The sequence below is a fragment of the Marinobacter sp. F3R08 genome (genome assembly GCF_018860425.1).
Taxonomy (GTDB): Bacteria; Pseudomonadota; Gammaproteobacteria; order Pseudomonadales; family Oleiphilaceae; genus Marinobacter.
Map to the genome: position 1 here is coordinate 1 of NZ_JAHKPI010000014.1, position 14,314 is coordinate 14,314.

The following is a 14,314-nucleotide window of genomic DNA, read 5'->3' on the forward strand; positions in this document are numbered from 1 at the left end:
GAGCCAGAGCCAGAGCCAGAAATTGTCGAGGAGGCGCCGGCTCAGGAGTCAAGCACGGTTGAGCCCGCCGCCGAGCCGAAACAGCAAACCGCACAACCGGATACAGCTCCTACCGAGGACGCCGAATCCCGCGTCACGGTTCCGCTTCAGAACGCCGGCGAGCCGTCAGCCGTCGACAACTATCTGAGCCGCCTGAGTCGTCATCTTGCGCGCTATTACGACTACCCCCGCCGCGCCCGGAGGCTCGGACAGGAAGGCACCCCCGTTATCGTTTTCGAGTTCCGTCGGGACGGTTCCCTGGTGGCCCACAGCCTGAGAAGCAGCTCCGGCCATCCGTTGCTGGACGACTCGGCTCTGGCCATGCTGGAACAGGCCGCACCTCTGCCACCGGTGCCCGAAGAAATCTCGGGGCAGCGGTTTAACTACGCACTGCCGGTTCGCTTCCGACTCCGGTGATGGCCGTCAGTTGCGCGCGCCAACGTGCAGCAAAACGGTGCCGGCACGCACTGTTGAAGTGCGAGGCAGCGCTGCAGCGATGTCCCTCAGCCCCATCTCATGTACACCCAGGCCTCTGAGTTTTCTTCACTTTTTCTGTTTTGAATCACTCTGGCACGGTCTCTGCAACAGCTGGCCTTAACGGAACCAGTGTTGGTTCTGTTCACATTGACAGATTCAAACAGACGACGGCGTCTACTTGCACCTGCAGTTCGCAGGCAGCAAGTGACGCCGTTTTTTTGTGGCCATTCCACAGGCCTGGCCACCTGATCGAAGTCAGAGGAAAAACGCTATGTCTTACATCGTGCCTTCAGAGTTCGTCACCAAAATGGTCGACGCCGGCGAATCCAAGATATACATGTCAACCCGGGACACGCTGATCCGGGCTTTCATGGCCGGAGCCATTCTTGCGCTGGCAGCCGCCTTTGCCATCACCATTGCCGTCCAGACCGGCGTCTTCCTGATTGGCGCCATCATGTTCCCCGTCGGGTTCTGCATGTTGTATCTGATGGGGTTTGATCTGCTGACCGGTGTCTTCATGCTGACGCCCCTGGCACTGCTTGATAAACGCCCCGGGGTCACTCCGGCCGCCATACTGCGTAACTGGGGCTGGGTTTTCCTGGGTAACCTCGGCGGTGCGCTGACGGTCGCCTTCATGATGGCATTCATCTTCACCTACGGTTTCAACACCGATCCCGGCGCGGTTGGCGCCAAGATCGCCAGCGTTGGCGAAGCACGTACCCTGGGTTACGCCGAATACGGGGCTGCCGGCTGGGCCACCATTTTCATCCGGGGCATGCTGTGCAACTGGATGGTCTCCATGGGCGTGGTTGGTGCCATGATTTCCACCAATGTCAGCGGCAAGGTTCTGGCGATGTGGATGCCGATCATGCTGTTCTTTTTCATGGGCTTCGAGCACTCCATCGTCAACATGTTCCTGTTCCCGTCCGCTCTGATCATGGGTGGTGAGTTCTCGGTCATGGACTACCTGTGGTGGAACGAGATCCCCACGGTACTGGGTAATCTGGTTGGCGGACTCGCCTTTACCGGCCTCACCCTCTACACCACTCATGTGCGGACCGCGCCCAAACGCAAGGTTCCGGCAGCCTATAGCAACTCTGCTCTGGCCAGCACAAACTAAGCCAGACGCGCCTGCAACTCCGGCTGCCGCACCTGCCGGAGTTGCTTTTTTCTTTTCCACGGAAAGCCTGCCTGACCATGACGACGTCACTCACCGTTTCATCCGGGCAACATTCAGACGCCGGCAAAAAGCCTGTGAACCAGGACTTCCATGGTTTGCTGGTGCCAACCAATCACCAGCTGGTGACCAAGGGCATTGCCGTCGCGATTGCAGACGGGATCAGCTCCAGCAATGTCAGTCAGATCGCAAGCGAGTCTGCCGTAGCCGGTTTTCTCAGCGATTACTTCTCAACCCCGGAAAGCTGGACCGTCAAACAGTCCGCCGACCGTGTTCTGAGGGCAATCAATGCCTGGCTCTACGCCCAGACGAGGCAAAGCCAATACCGCTATGACCGGGACCGGGGCTTTGTCTGCACACTCAGTGTGATGGTGTTGAGATCAGCTACGGCGCACCTTTTCCATATCGGCGATGCGCGCATCTATCGGGTTCATTCCGGGCACCTCGAGCAACTCACTACCGACCACCAACTCTGGCTATCCCGGGAAGACAGCTGCCTCACCCGTGCCATGGGCATCGGGCATCAGCTGGACATTGATTACCAGAGCCTCCCGATACAACCCGGTGATACCTTTTTGCTGACCACCGATGGCGTCCACGGGTATCTCGACGAACGAACCATGGCCAGCATTGTCCGGGACCACCCCGATGACCTGAATGCGGCTGCTCACCACCTGACGGCCTCGGCCCTGGCTCGGGGCAGCCCCGATAATCTGACAGCCCAGATTGTCAGGGTCGACGCGGTACCTGTGGAACGGGAGAACAGTGAGCTGTTTCAACAGCTTTCCGGGCTGCCCTTTGCGCCGGAGCTCCAGCCGGGACAAAGTCTGGATGGCTACCGGATCCTGCGGCAGATACACGCGAGCAGCCGCAGCCACGTCTATCTGGCGGTGGACGAGGACACCAAAACCCAGGTCGTCCTGAAAATGCCGTCACTGGAACAGCGACACGATCCCGTCTATCTGGAGCAGTTTTTCACCGAGCAGTGGATTGCCCGGCGAATCGACAGCCCCCATGTGGTTCACCCGTTTGCAACAGATCGGCAGCCGGCTTTTCTGTACTTGGCCACGGAATTTGTAGAGGGTTGTACCTTGCGGCAGTGGATGCTGGACAACCCCGCGCCGGAACTGGAAACGGTCCGTAATCTGGTCGAACAGATCGGCAAGGGCTTACGGGCGTTCCATCGGCTCGAGATGGTGCATCAGGACCTGAAACCGGAGAATGTGCTGGTGGACGCGCACGGCACCGTCACCCTGATCGATTTTGGCGCCACCCGGGTCGCCGGCCTCGAGGAATCCACCGCCCAAACCCAGGGCCCCAGGGGTGCGGCCTTATACAGCGCGCCGGAAACCTTCCTCGGGGAACCCGCCAGCTGGCTGGCAGATCAGTTTTCCCTTGGAGTGATTACCTACCAGTTACTTACCGGCCGGTTACCCTTTGGCGCGGAAGTACCCAAAATCCACAATCGGAAACAGCTCCATGCCCTGAACTACCAGCCCGCACGCAGGTTCGTGGAAAATCTGCCGGGCTGGATCGATGATGCCATCGAAAAAGCCGTTAATCCGCAGCCGCACAGGCGCTATCCGGCGTTGTCGGAATACCTGTACAACCTCCGCCATCCCACGGCAGACTGGCACAAACGACATCGACCGCCATTACTCGAGCGAAATCCGGTTGCCTTCTGGCAGGGCGTATCCGGCCTGCTGTTGCTGGCATTGCTGGCAGCCCTGGCGCTTGACTGAGGCCGCACGAACGACCGCTGTTATTCAGACCCCGGCAACAGGTACACTCGCCTCAGTCCTTCCATCTACTGTGTAACCCATGGCAAACAATGACATCCTGCAACTTGGCAAACTGATGTGCTCGGTAACCCGGGAATGCCTCTGGCGCCCTGCCGAGCAATGGGTTCAGGAACGCAGCCCGGGCAGTTTCCTGTATTGCCGGGTGGGCTCGGGGCAGGCCACCTACCACCGCTACGATTCCCGGGACAGGCAACACCTGATTACCTACGGTGCCCGTATGATTGCGGCCAAGCACCAGCCTGATACGGCCAGCGGCTGGCTGTCCGGTCGGGAAATCCGGCAACGAGGATACTTCAGCGGGGAACTGAGCACCCTGAATCTGCTGGCCCACACCTGCTGCCATGAGTTTGCCCATCTGTTGCAGCAAAGCGCCGGACAGAGGTTTCGGGGATCCGTGCACAACCGGCACTTCTACACGATCCTGGATGAGTTGCACGAAAGCGGCGCAGCGCACGCCACGCGGGAGGCACTGGCAGATCAGGCCCGGAACCAGGGCGTTCCGCTACCGGACACCCCCTTTGAACCTATGGACACGGTGCAGCACCTGATGCACTGGCAGGTGGGCGATACCGTTTGCTTTGGCACTGGCCGCCGGGAACTGCAGGGACAGATTATCCGGGTTAATCGCAAGACCTGCACCGTGGATGGCATCGGCTCCTCACGGGGCGTGCGCTACCGCGTGCCGGTACAGATGCTGAGCCGGCCTGGCCAGCGATAGCAGCTTCTGTTACTTGAGCACCTCTGCCATCGAAATGAGTGACCGTGCAACCTCCGGAAGCTTCCTGCCCTGGTCCATGGCCAGTTTCCGGAGCAAACGGTGTGCTTCGTCATTGCTGATTCTGCGATGCTCCATCAACAAGAGAACCGCCTTCTCCTGGGTTTTACGTTCTTCGAGCGCTTCCTTCGCACTTTGAAGCTCGTCATTCATGTGCTGCAAGCGGCGAGTCTGTTCCTGAACCAGCTCGAAGATCGAGCGACCAAACTGTCGCCCTACATCACTGTTTGAAAACGCCTTTCCGGTTGCGCCCTCACTCCCGGAATCGCATAAAACCAACAAGGGCTGATGGGAACTCCCTTCAGTATCAAGCGATGCGATCAGTGTCTCCTGATGTGCAAGAGACTGTTTGGCATCAGCAAAACGTTCGACGCACCGGTTATGAAACCAGCCTTCAACGGAACCCTCAACCTGTTTCAGGGCGTCGATACGCTCTGTCATGAGCTTAAACCAATGATCGGCCAGCTCCGGATCAAGGTCTTTGTTCCGGCTGCCAGACGATGCGAGATGCCTCATTCGTTCGATTTCACGTTCACGCTCGTGGGCACGGATTTCCTGCCAGAGCGAAAGAGAATCCACATCCGCAAAGCTGGCAAACACGTCGAAACAGCGTTCCTGCGCCTCAAGAAGGTGCGTCATGCGCCGAGAAAGTGCACGATCAAAGGCGCCACTCGAAAACCCTGCAGATCCTACCGCCCGTTCCTGCCCACAGAGCTCCTTGCCATTCATCAGGTGCACCATCGCCACCAGCAGCCCTGCAATCGTAGGGTCTACAGCGGTATCGGCGGCCTCAAACACAACCGCTATCAGATGATGGATCAGACTGCTGTAATTTTCAGTGGCCGATTCCGCCGTAATTTTCTGCGCCACAACGCATCGTCTCAATTCGCCCAATCCATCGAGACTGTGAAGCGCGCTGGCAATCTGGTTCAGCAAACGACTACTGACCGGGTGGCCGGTCAGCTCCTCGTGGATCTCTGCAAGAGCGAGCTCAAAATCCTTTCTGAGGCGGTCAGATTCGCCCGCCAGACACGCCCTTTCTTCCCGAAATTTCTGTCCTGAGGAACCCAGGAACACATTGGAAGCTCCCCGCTCTCTTTGCAGGCCATGAACCAGATTACTGATGCATTGAACCAGCTTGCCCATCTGCAAGAAGTACTGAAGGTTCAACAGTTCGCAGGTCTTTGATGCAATCAGGTAATCACCCGCTTTAGGCGATTGATGGGAGGCGGCGGGTTTCGTGTTCATATAAGACTCCGGAGGCGGAACAGCCTCGATTGCCACGATCAGGTTCAGGTCAGCTCCCCACAGGAACCAGCCTCTGGACATACCTCAGCAATTACCACGCCAGTGAAAATCAGCCCCAATCCCGTGCAATCCGCCCCGTGGCGGGGCAACTTTCTCTGTACCCTCCGGGCAACTCTCACCGAAGGAAGCATAACCAACTGTTTTTAATAGAATTGAAAAACTGGCACAAAGATCGCTTTACTCTGAGCAAGGACGAACGTCCCGGCCACGGATCAGGCCGGACCATCAGATCATTGTTGTTGGCATTGGCGCCGGACCATCGATTTCCCCCCATGGGGAATAGATGCTCCGGCTTTTTTTGTTGTTCGGGAGGCAGAACCGGAATGAGCACGAAAACTCTTATTGTTGTCGGCAATGGTATGGTCGGCCACCACTTCCTGGAGCAGTTCTGCGCCAGCCCGGCTGCCGCTGATTTCCAGATCATCGTCTTTGGCGAAGAAAAGCAGCTGGCCTACGACCGGGTCCATCTATCGGAATATTTCGGTGGATCCACCCATGCGGATCTGGCCATGGGCACGGTGGAATGGTATTCCGAGCAAGGGATTCAGTTGCACCTGAATGAACAGGTAACCGGCATAGACCGGGATAACCAGGTGCTGGAAACGCCCCGGGGCAGCTACCGGTACGACGAACTGGTTCTGGCCACCGGCTCTTACCCGTTCGTTCCTCCCATTCAGGGCAACGATCACCCTCATTGCCTGGTCTACCGGACCCTGGATGACCTTGACGCCATTCGCGCAAGCGCCAGCGGCGCCCGCACCGGTGTGGTTGTCGGTGGAGGCCTGCTTGGCCTGGAGGCCGCAAACGCCCTCAAATGTCTTGGTCTTGAGGCTCATGTCGTGGAATTCGCACCCCGGCTGATGCCCGTTCAACTTGATACCGACGGCGGCGCCCTGTTGCGCCACAAAATCGAGGAGCTGGGCGTTCAGGTGCACACGGAGAAGGCCACCACCGACATTACCGAAGGCGAGGACGCCCGCCTGCGCATGAACTTCAGCGACCAGTCTTTCCTTGAGACAGACCTGATTGTATTTTCCGCCGGCATCCGTCCACAGGATGCTCTGGCCCGGGCCTCCGGTCTGGCAATCGGCGAACGTGGTGGCATTGTCATCGATAACCACTGCGCCACCTCCGACCCCCACATTCACGCAATTGGTGAGTGCGCACTCTGGGAACAGAAGATCTTCGGGCTGGTGGCACCCGGCTACACCATGGCCCGCACTTTGTCTGCGGCGCTCAACGGTGACCGGGAGAGCGCGTTCACCGGCGCCGACATGAGCACCAAACTGAAACTGCTGGGCGTGGATGTGGGCTCCATCGGTGACGCCCATGCCCAGACGCCGGGTGCCCGCAACATCCGCTTCAACGACGAACAGGCCGGCCATTACCGCCGAATGGTTATCAGCGAGGACGGCAAGACCCTGCTCGGGGCTATTCTGGTGGGTGACAACAGCCACTACGATACCCTGCTGCAATACGCCCTCAATGGCATCACACTGCCAGAGAATCCCGAAACCCTGATTCTCCCGGAAAGCCAGGGCGGCGCGCCGGCCCTGGGACCCGATGCCCTGCCGGAAACCGCGTCCATCTGCTCCTGCCACAACGTGACCAAGGGTGATATCTGCACCGCCATTGATGCCGGCTGCTCGGACCTTGGCAGCGTCAAGGCCGAAACCAAAGCCAGCACGGGCTGTGGCGGCTGTACCGCCCTGCTCAAGAACGTGGTCGACTGCGAACTTGAAAAGCGTGGTGTGGAAGTCAGCAAAGACCTCTGCGAACACTTCCCCTATAGCCGTCAGGAGCTGTTCCATCTGGTGAAGGTGAACGGCATCCGCACCTTCCGCACTCTTATCAGGCAGCACGGAACAGGCCAGGGCTGTGATATCTGCAAACCTGTCGTCGGCTCCATTCTGGCCTCCTGCTGGAACGAGCACATCCTGGCCACCGACCATGTGCCACTGCAGGACACCAACGACACTTTCATGGCGAACATGCAGAAGAACGGTACTTACTCGATCGTACCGCGGATTCCGGGTGGCGAAATCACGCCAGACAAGCTGATTGTCCTCGGTCAGGTGGCCAAGGAGTACGACCTTTATACCAAGATCACCGGCGGCCAGCGGGTGGACCTGTTCGGTGCAACCCTGAGCCAGTTGCCAGAGATCTGGGAAAAGCTCATCGCGGCCGGGTTCGAAACCGGGCACGCCTACGGCAAATCCCTGCGTACCGTGAAATCCTGTGTTGGCAGCACCTGGTGTCGCTACGGCGTCCAGGACAGCGTGGGTATGGCCATTCGCCTTGAAGACCGCTACAAGGGCCTGCGGGCGCCCCACAAGGTGAAGATGGCCGTTTCCGGATGCACCCGGGAATGCGCCGAAGCCCAGAGCAAGGATTTTGGCGTGATCGCCACGGAAAACGGCTGGAACCTGTACGTCTGCGGCAATGGCGGCATGCGACCCCGACACGCCGATTTGTTTGCCACCGATCTGTCTGACGAAGAACTGATCCGCACCATTGACCGGGTGGTGATGTTTTACGTACGCACCGCCGACCGGCTGCAACGCACCAGTGTCTGGATGGAAAACCTGGAAGGTGGTCTGGACTACCTGAAACAGGTGGTGCTGGAGGACAGCCTGGGGATTGGTGCAGAGCTGGAAGAGCATATGGAGGGGATTGTCGATACCTACCAGTGCGAGTGGAAGACGGCTGTTGAGGATCCTGAAAAGCGGAAGCGCTTCCGGGAATTTGTGAATGCGCCGTCGCAGACTGATCCGGTTCAGGAGTGGACGGTTGAGCGGGGGCAGCGGCGGCCTGTTTTGGAGTCTGCTTAGACTGGTTGTTAAGGGGCGGAATCTAAAGGCCGAATCGACCTGAACGGCAAAACGATTCGGTTAATCGCAAAAACACGATTGGAGGAATACATGAAACCACGCACTCGTTGGGAAGCCGTCTGTACCGTAGACGATTTAGTACCGGAATCCGGCATTGCGGTCTGGACCGAGGACGGGCCGGTGGCAGTGTTCTATCTGCCACATCGGCTGCCGGCGTTGTTTGCCATCAGTCACACAGATCCGTTCAGCGGCGCCAATGTGCTGGCCCGGGGTATTACCGGGGATCTGAAGCGGGAACCGGTGGTGGCGTCGCCGCTGTACAAGCAGCATTTCAGTCTGCGCACTGGTGTCTGCCTGGAAGATGAGTCGGTTCGCGTGAAGACCTATCCGGTCTTGCTGGACGGAAACCAGATTCGTCTGGAGGTTCCCGAAATCCGCCGGGACTCGATAGCCGCCTGAGCTTTGGCCACGCCGGCGGGCTGAAACAGCGGAGGAGCCCATTCCTGAAGCGTCGATCTGCGCTACTATTGTCGCAACAAGGACAAAAAGGAAGCTCCCTTGAAAGCCCTGAGCCCTACGGATCAGCTTTTTCTCTGGCTTGAGAAGCGCCAGCAGCCCATGCACGTGGGTGGCCTGCAATTATTCTCCTTTCCCGACGACGCTCCGGACGATTACGTCGCTCAGCTGGCCGACCGGTTAAGGCAGTACACAAACGTAACCCCACCGTTCAACCAACGGCTGGATTACCGGTTCGGTCAGCCGGTCTGGGTGGAAGACGAGCATCTGGATCTGGAGCACCACTTCCGGTTCGAAGCACTGCCGACCCCGGGGCGGGTGAGGGAGCTGTTATCGTTTGTCTCGGCGGAGCATTCGCATCTGATGGATCGGGAGCGGCCGCTGTGGGAGTTTCACCTGATTGAGGGATTGGGCGAGCGCCAGTTCGCGGTTTACATCAAGGTACACCATGCCCTGGTAGATGGTGTCTCAGCCATGCGGATGGTGTCACAGATGCTGTGCCAGGTTACCGGAGAACGGGACATGCCACCGATCTGGGCCATGCCAGCCGGCCCGGCCCGGGAAACCGATGACGGACCCTCCTTGTGGCGAAGCATTGGCCATTTGCTGGGGGCATCCGGCAAGCAGCTGGGCACGGTACCTACCGTGGCCCGGGAACTGCTTCGGACCATCAATAACGCCCGCAAAGACCCCGCCTATTCCTCGGTCTTCCATGCACCGCGCAGCATATTGAACCGGAAAATCACGGGTTCCCGGCGCTTTGCTGCTCAGTCCTACTCTCTCCGCCGGATCAAAGGTGTATGCCAGGCCTACGGAACCACAGTGAATGACGTGGTAATGGCCATGTGTGCCACCGCCCTGCGCAACTACCTGATGAACCAGGATGCCCTGCCAGAGAAGCCCCTGATCGCTATGGTGCCGGTGTCCCTGCGCAGGGATGGCAGCGCCGGCGGCAACCAGGTGGGCGTTATCCTCGCCTCATTACACACGGACATCACCAGTCCAGTGACACGGCTGATGCAGATCCACGACGATGTGAAAGCCGCCAAAGATCGCTACGCCCACATGTCCCCGGAAGAGATCATCAACTATACCGCCCTGACTCTGGCTCCGGCCGCCTTCCATCTGCTCACCGGCATGGCTCCGAACTGGCAGACCTTCAATGTGGTGATCTCCAACGTGCCCGGTCCACGGGAAGCCTGCTACTGGAACGGCGCACAGCTCGATGGCATGTACCCCGTCTCCATCGCCATGGACCGCCTGGCCCTGAACATGACCCTGACCAGCTATAGCGATCAGGTGGAATTCGGCCTCATCGGCTGCCGCCGCACGCTGCCGAGCCTGCAGCGGATGCTCGACTACCTTGAAGAGGCCCTGATCGAACTGGAGACCGCAGCCGATCTGCCGTCGTAACCGATCAGCTGAAACGATGCTCCTCGTTACGGATGGAGATCTGGTTGTTCAGAGTCCAGAAGTCATACAGCACGCCGATCAGGAACAGGCCGCCGGTAAACAGGTAGATGATTCCGGTAATCCACTTGCCCATGTACAGCCTGTGGATACCGAACACGCCCAGGAAGGTCAGCAGGATCCATCCGATGTTGTAGCTGACCTCGCCTTCCCGGAACCGAAGGTCCGCCTCCCGGTCCATCGCCGGAATCAGGAACAGATCGATAATCCAGCCAATAAACAGCAACCCCAGGGTAAAAAACCAGATGGTGCCGGTTACGGGTTTGCCGTAGTAAAACCTATGCGAGCCCAGGAATCCGAAGATCCAGAGCAGGTAACCAATCAGTTTGCTGTGGGTGTCCGGGCGTTCTGTCATGTTGTCTGGGTCCTGTGTTGATGTGGTTTGATCTGCGGATCAGGCACCTGGTTCAGTGGCACCGGACGAGACGACTTCCCCTTTGCGCCAAAGCCGCCATTCTCCGGGCTGATAAACATCCCATTCCTCATCACTCGTCAGCGGTTCCGTGACAATCACACTGACAATGTCGTTGGGCGTTGTTTCCGATTCGAAATCTACCGTGACATCGGCGTCTTTGAGACGCGCCGGGCCAAACGGTGCCCGCCGGGTAATGCTGGCCATTTTGGTGCTGCAATAGGTGAACAGCCAGTCGCCGTTGCTCAGCAGCAGGTTGAAGACGCCCTTGCTGGCATAAACCTCGGATAGTCTGACCAGGCGAGCAATGATTTCGTCGGTGCTGATGTTGCGGTCACAGTCACTGCGCAGATGATTGAGGATATCGCAGAACAGGGCTTCACTGTCGGTGGTGCCGACCGGTTCGTAGAAACCTGGAGACGGCTGGAAGCCGGAGAGCTGGCCGTTATGGGCAAACACCCAGTAGCGGCCCCAGAGCTCACGTACAAAGGGGTGGGTATTGGCCAGGCATATGTCGCCGACATTGGCCTGACGGATGTGACAGACGGCCACTTCACTCTTGATCGGATGAGACTGAACCACCTCGGCAATTCGCGAGTTGGCGCTGGCATCGGCGTCGTGAAAGGTCCGGATGCCCCTGCCTTCGTAGAACGCGACACCCCAGCCATCCTTGTGGGGGCCGGTTTCTCCGCCGCGGCGAGTGAGACCGGTAAAACTGAAACACAGATCGGTGGGGGTATTGGCGCTCATGGCCAGTAATTCACACATGGTCTACTTCATTCTTGCAGGAGGATGGCTGCCCCAAGAATACCGTAATTAACCGGCTTCGCCAGCCAGAAACTCCAACTGCCGGGAATTCTGACCTGCGCCGGCAACCCGGTTTCGACCGGCACGCTTGCCGCTGTACAGACAGCGATCAGCGACCCGGAACAGGGTTTCCGCATCACGCCCATGATCAGGCCACTGGGCGATACCAAAAGAAGCAGTCACCCGAATATCAGCCTCGCCATAAGCGAGCTTGCGCTCGGCAATTCTCTGGCGCAATTCGTCCATTAACTCGAAAGCATCGGCTGGCTTCACATCTCGCAGAATCAGACCAAATTCTTCCCCACCCAGGCGTGCAACAAAGTCCGAACTGCGCAGCCGCTCTCTCAGACAACGGCCGAGATTCCTCAGGACGAAATCACCGGCGTCATGACCAAGCGTATCATTGACGATCTTGAAATGGTCTATGTCCATGATCACCAGAGCGAACCCGGAACCACTTCGATCACACTCGGCAATGGTTCGGCTCAGCGTGCTCTGGAAATTACTCCGGTTGGCCAGACCGGTCAGCGCATCGGTCTGCGCCATGTCTACCAGACGCTGCTCGGCCTGTTCACGCCGCACCTCATAAAAATGGATGAAAGCCAGCATCAACGCACCACACAGGGCCATATTAAGCAGATCGATCATGGCATGGGCGGAATCAACCTGGCCAAGGTGTATGTAATAAATCACACCGCCGGCCAGCATAAAGGGCACGCTGAGAATCATGCCTTCGTGCTTACCCAGTAACAGATACGCCAGCACCGGCATCATCAGCAACCAGACAAACGCCGACACGGATGCTTCGGGTAAAAGCATGATAAGCAGGAAGAAGGCAAACAGAGTCACAAGATAGCCGTATATCCACTGCTGCAGACAGCTGGTGGTTTTCAGGCGCCAGAAACCAAAAAAAAGGACAGCGCTGGCTCCAAGTTCCCCGACACCGACCCAAAGATGCTCGTTGGAAATCTGCAGGCATGCGAAAACCACCAGAGCCGTGCCGGTGGTCAGAAAAAGCTGCCGCATCAACGAGCGGCGATGGCTATCGCGCAGACCCGAGCGGCTCTGTTCCAGAGTAGCCCCCAGATCAGGGTGATCTGATGTCGTCATGCTGATTCTTCCTTGGATCAGCCTCCGAGTATAGTCGTGTAAATCTGTTTGTAAAATGAACAGACAATCCGCCTGTGTGCGTCAGTCCCCAACAGGCGCGCCCACCTGTCAGCGATACAGATTCTTGCGGGAAAAGCGTTCAACCAGCGGCTGGTAGGCAGAGCCGAGCAGACGATTGATAGCTTCGATACCCCAGGCATCCGGACCAACGAGAATGCGCGATTCATTTTTCAGGATGCCTTTGACGATGGTCTCTGCCGCCTTCTCCGGTGTGGTCATGGCCAGCTTGTCGAAGCCCTTGCGCTGGGCGACGGCATTCTCGGATTTCCCCATACGGGCCGCATTGACAATGTTGGTCCGGATACCGCCGGGATGCACGCAGCTGACCGCCACTGGCTGATCTTCCAGCTTCATTTCCTGGCGCAACGCTTCGGTGAAACCGCGCACCGCAAACTTGGCCGCGTTGTAGGCACTCTGCTTGGGCACCCCAATCAGACCAAAAACACTGGAGACGTTCACCACATGGCCATCACCCGAGGCAATCAAGTAGGGCAGGAACGCCCGGGTACCGTGGGCGACACCCCAGAAATCAATATCCATCACCCACCTGAAATCCTCGTCTGTCATTTCACGTACCGTGGCAGAGAGGGCAACGCCGGCATTGTTAATAACCAGATTGACCTGGCCGAAGTCTTTCGCAACCGCTTTCGCATGAGCAAAAATGGCGTCGCGGTCAGACACATCCAGGCGATAGGTCCGTACCTCGACAGCGCCCAGCGCTGCAGCGGTTTCTGCAAGACCTGCCTCATTAATGTCCGACAATGCCAGCCGGCAGCCCCGTGCCGCAAGGGATTTGGCGAGTGCGCGACCGATACCCGAGCCGGCGCCCGTCACAACCGCCACCTTGTTGTCCAGATTCTTCATGGTTACAGATCTCCTGTTGTTTGCTCTGGCAATTAAAGCAGATACTCTATCAATTGCGCACCGGCGGGCTATGGCAGTGGCAAACCGGGCAAGAAGGCACTTCGGCCACCCGCTGGCGCAAGCTCCGGTTTTCGGTACAATCCATCTCCAATGACTGATGCAAGACATTGGTCTGCCATCTTTCCCCGAACCTGTGGATTCTCTTTATGGAATGGAGTCTTACGCATTTCTGGCTGATTCTGGCTCTGGTGCTGAGTCTGGCTGAGTTGGCCTCTGGAGTCCTGCTGCTCCTGGCCCTGGGCATTGCCGCGGCACTGACCTCATTACTGGCTGTTCTCGAGGTGCCTTTCGAGTGGCAACTTGCGGGCATGGGCGTGTTTTCCGGCATTCTGGTGCCCGTCGCGATCCGCTGGATCAAACCCCGTTTTTCACCCCGGGGCGTGGCCTATGGCACAACCGGAACAGGTGTGGAGCAAGGCCGGCGATATAAAACCCTCAAGCGGGAGTTCGACGGCGCCACCGGCATCAAGGTCAATGGCGACTTTTACCGTCTGCGGGTCGCGGATACCGGAGCAACCGATCTGCCCGATGGAACCGAAATCATCTTCAGACAATTTGACGGCACTACCGCCGTAGTTGAAACGATCACACACAAGGAGCAGTAAC

Annotated in this window: 13 protein-coding genes; 8 read left to right on the forward strand and 5 right to left on the reverse strand. The window is 58.2% G+C overall.

Annotated features, from left to right (window positions below):
- The 4 genes from KO499_RS03110 to KO499_RS03125 form a co-directional block, all read left to right on the forward strand.
- A partial coding sequence (locus tag KO499_RS03110) for an energy transducer TonB (protein WP_215982258.1) occupies window positions 1-456 on the forward strand: 456 nt, incomplete at its 5' end.
- A gap of 331 nt (window positions 457-787) precedes the next feature.
- A complete protein-coding gene (locus tag KO499_RS03115; RefSeq protein WP_215982259.1) occupies window positions 788-1,636 on the forward strand; it encodes a formate/nitrite transporter family protein in 849 nt (282 codons plus the stop codon).
- A 77-nt stretch (window positions 1,637-1,713) separates the two neighbouring features.
- Window positions 1,714-3,435 carry a bifunctional protein-serine/threonine kinase/phosphatase gene (locus KO499_RS03120; protein ID WP_215982260.1) on the forward strand — a complete coding sequence of 574 codons (1,722 nt, stop codon included), beginning with the start codon at window positions 1,714-1,716 and terminating at the stop codon, window positions 3,433-3,435.
- Between the two features lie 79 nt (window positions 3,436-3,514).
- Window positions 3,515-4,213: a hypothetical protein gene (locus KO499_RS03125; RefSeq protein WP_215982261.1), complete on the forward strand. Its 699-nt coding sequence runs from the start codon at window positions 3,515-3,517 to the stop codon at window positions 4,211-4,213.
- Between the two features lie 9 nt (window positions 4,214-4,222).
- On the opposite strand, the gene KO499_RS03130 is transcribed toward KO499_RS03125, so the two are convergent.
- Window positions 4,223-5,518 carry a nitrate regulatory protein gene (locus KO499_RS03130; protein ID WP_215982262.1) on the reverse strand — a complete coding sequence of 432 codons (1,296 nt, stop codon included), beginning with the start codon at window positions 5,516-5,518 and terminating at the stop codon, window positions 4,223-4,225.
- A gap of 383 nt (window positions 5,519-5,901) precedes the next feature.
- Between KO499_RS03130 and nirB the strand changes: the two genes are divergently transcribed.
- The 3 genes from nirB to KO499_RS03145 all read left to right on the forward strand — a co-directional run bounded on the left by nirB (window position 5,902) and on the right by KO499_RS03145 (window position 10,338).
- Window positions 5,902-8,409 carry a nitrite reductase large subunit NirB gene (gene nirB / locus KO499_RS03135; protein ID WP_215982263.1) on the forward strand — a complete coding sequence of 836 codons (2,508 nt, stop codon included), beginning with the start codon at window positions 5,902-5,904 and terminating at the stop codon, window positions 8,407-8,409.
- A gap of 90 nt (window positions 8,410-8,499) precedes the next feature.
- Window positions 8,500-8,868 (forward strand): nitrite reductase small subunit NirD, encoded by a 369-nt coding sequence (gene nirD / locus KO499_RS03140; protein WP_215982264.1) that lies wholly within the window; start codon window positions 8,500-8,502, stop codon window positions 8,866-8,868.
- Between the two features lie 99 nt (window positions 8,869-8,967).
- Window positions 8,968-10,338: a WS/DGAT/MGAT family O-acyltransferase gene (locus KO499_RS03145; protein ID WP_215982265.1), complete on the forward strand. Its 1,371-nt coding sequence runs from the start codon at window positions 8,968-8,970 to the stop codon at window positions 10,336-10,338.
- Window positions 10,339-10,342: 4 nt separating this feature from the next.
- On the opposite strand, the gene KO499_RS03150 is transcribed toward KO499_RS03145, so the two are convergent.
- From KO499_RS03150 to KO499_RS03165, 4 genes are all read right to left on the reverse strand, one after another.
- Window positions 10,343-10,750 (reverse strand): NINE protein, encoded by a 408-nt coding sequence (locus KO499_RS03150; protein WP_215982266.1) that lies wholly within the window; start codon window positions 10,748-10,750, stop codon window positions 10,343-10,345.
- A 39-nt stretch (window positions 10,751-10,789) separates the two neighbouring features.
- Complete coding sequence (locus KO499_RS03155; protein ID WP_215982267.1) at window positions 10,790-11,575, reverse strand: class II glutamine amidotransferase; 786 nt, start codon at window positions 11,573-11,575, stop codon at window positions 10,790-10,792.
- Window positions 11,576-11,623: 48 nt separating this feature from the next.
- Window positions 11,624-12,724: a GGDEF domain-containing protein gene (locus KO499_RS03160; RefSeq protein WP_215982268.1), complete on the reverse strand. Its 1,101-nt coding sequence runs from the start codon at window positions 12,722-12,724 to the stop codon at window positions 11,624-11,626.
- A 108-nt stretch (window positions 12,725-12,832) separates the two neighbouring features.
- Entirely contained in the window at window positions 12,833-13,648 is an 816-nt protein-coding gene (locus KO499_RS03165; protein WP_215982269.1) for an SDR family NAD(P)-dependent oxidoreductase, read from the reverse strand.
- A gap of 206 nt (window positions 13,649-13,854) precedes the next feature.
- On the opposite strand from KO499_RS03165, the gene KO499_RS03170 reads away from it, so the two are divergent.
- Window positions 13,855-14,313, forward strand: coding sequence for an NfeD family protein (locus KO499_RS03170; protein WP_215982270.1), 459 nt, complete (start codon window positions 13,855-13,857; stop codon window positions 14,311-14,313).
- Window position 14,314: the final 1 nt, after the last annotated feature.

Bases quoted from the DNA above. Each gene is read 5' to 3' on its own strand.
- KO499_RS03160 (WP_215982268.1), bottom strand. From the start codon at position 12,724: ATGACGACATCAGATCACCCTGATCTGGGGGCTACTCTGGAACAGAGC.
- KO499_RS03130 (WP_215982262.1), bottom strand. From the start codon at position 5,518: ATGAACACGAAACCCGCCGCCTCCCATCAATCGCCTAAAGCGGGTGAT.
- nirB (WP_215982263.1), top strand. From the start codon at position 5,902: ATGAGCACGAAAACTCTTATTGTTGTCGGCAATGGTATGGTCGGCCAC.
- KO499_RS03125 (WP_215982261.1), top strand. From the start codon at position 3,515: ATGGCAAACAATGACATCCTGCAACTTGGCAAACTGATGTGCTCGGTA.
- KO499_RS03155 (WP_215982267.1), bottom strand. From the start codon at position 11,575: ATGTGTGAATTACTGGCCATGAGCGCCAATACCCCCACCGATCTGTGT.
- KO499_RS03165 (WP_215982269.1), bottom strand. From the start codon at position 13,648: ATGAAGAATCTGGACAACAAGGTGGCGGTTGTGACGGGCGCCGGCTCG.
- nirD (WP_215982264.1), top strand. From the start codon at position 8,500: ATGAAACCACGCACTCGTTGGGAAGCCGTCTGTACCGTAGACGATTTA.
- KO499_RS03120 (WP_215982260.1), top strand. From the start codon at position 1,714: ATGACGACGTCACTCACCGTTTCATCCGGGCAACATTCAGACGCCGGC.
- KO499_RS03170 (WP_215982270.1), top strand. From the start codon at position 13,855: ATGGAATGGAGTCTTACGCATTTCTGGCTGATTCTGGCTCTGGTGCTG.
- KO499_RS03115 (WP_215982259.1), top strand. From the start codon at position 788: ATGTCTTACATCGTGCCTTCAGAGTTCGTCACCAAAATGGTCGACGCC.
- KO499_RS03150 (WP_215982266.1), bottom strand. From the start codon at position 10,750: ATGACAGAACGCCCGGACACCCACAGCAAACTGATTGGTTACCTGCTC.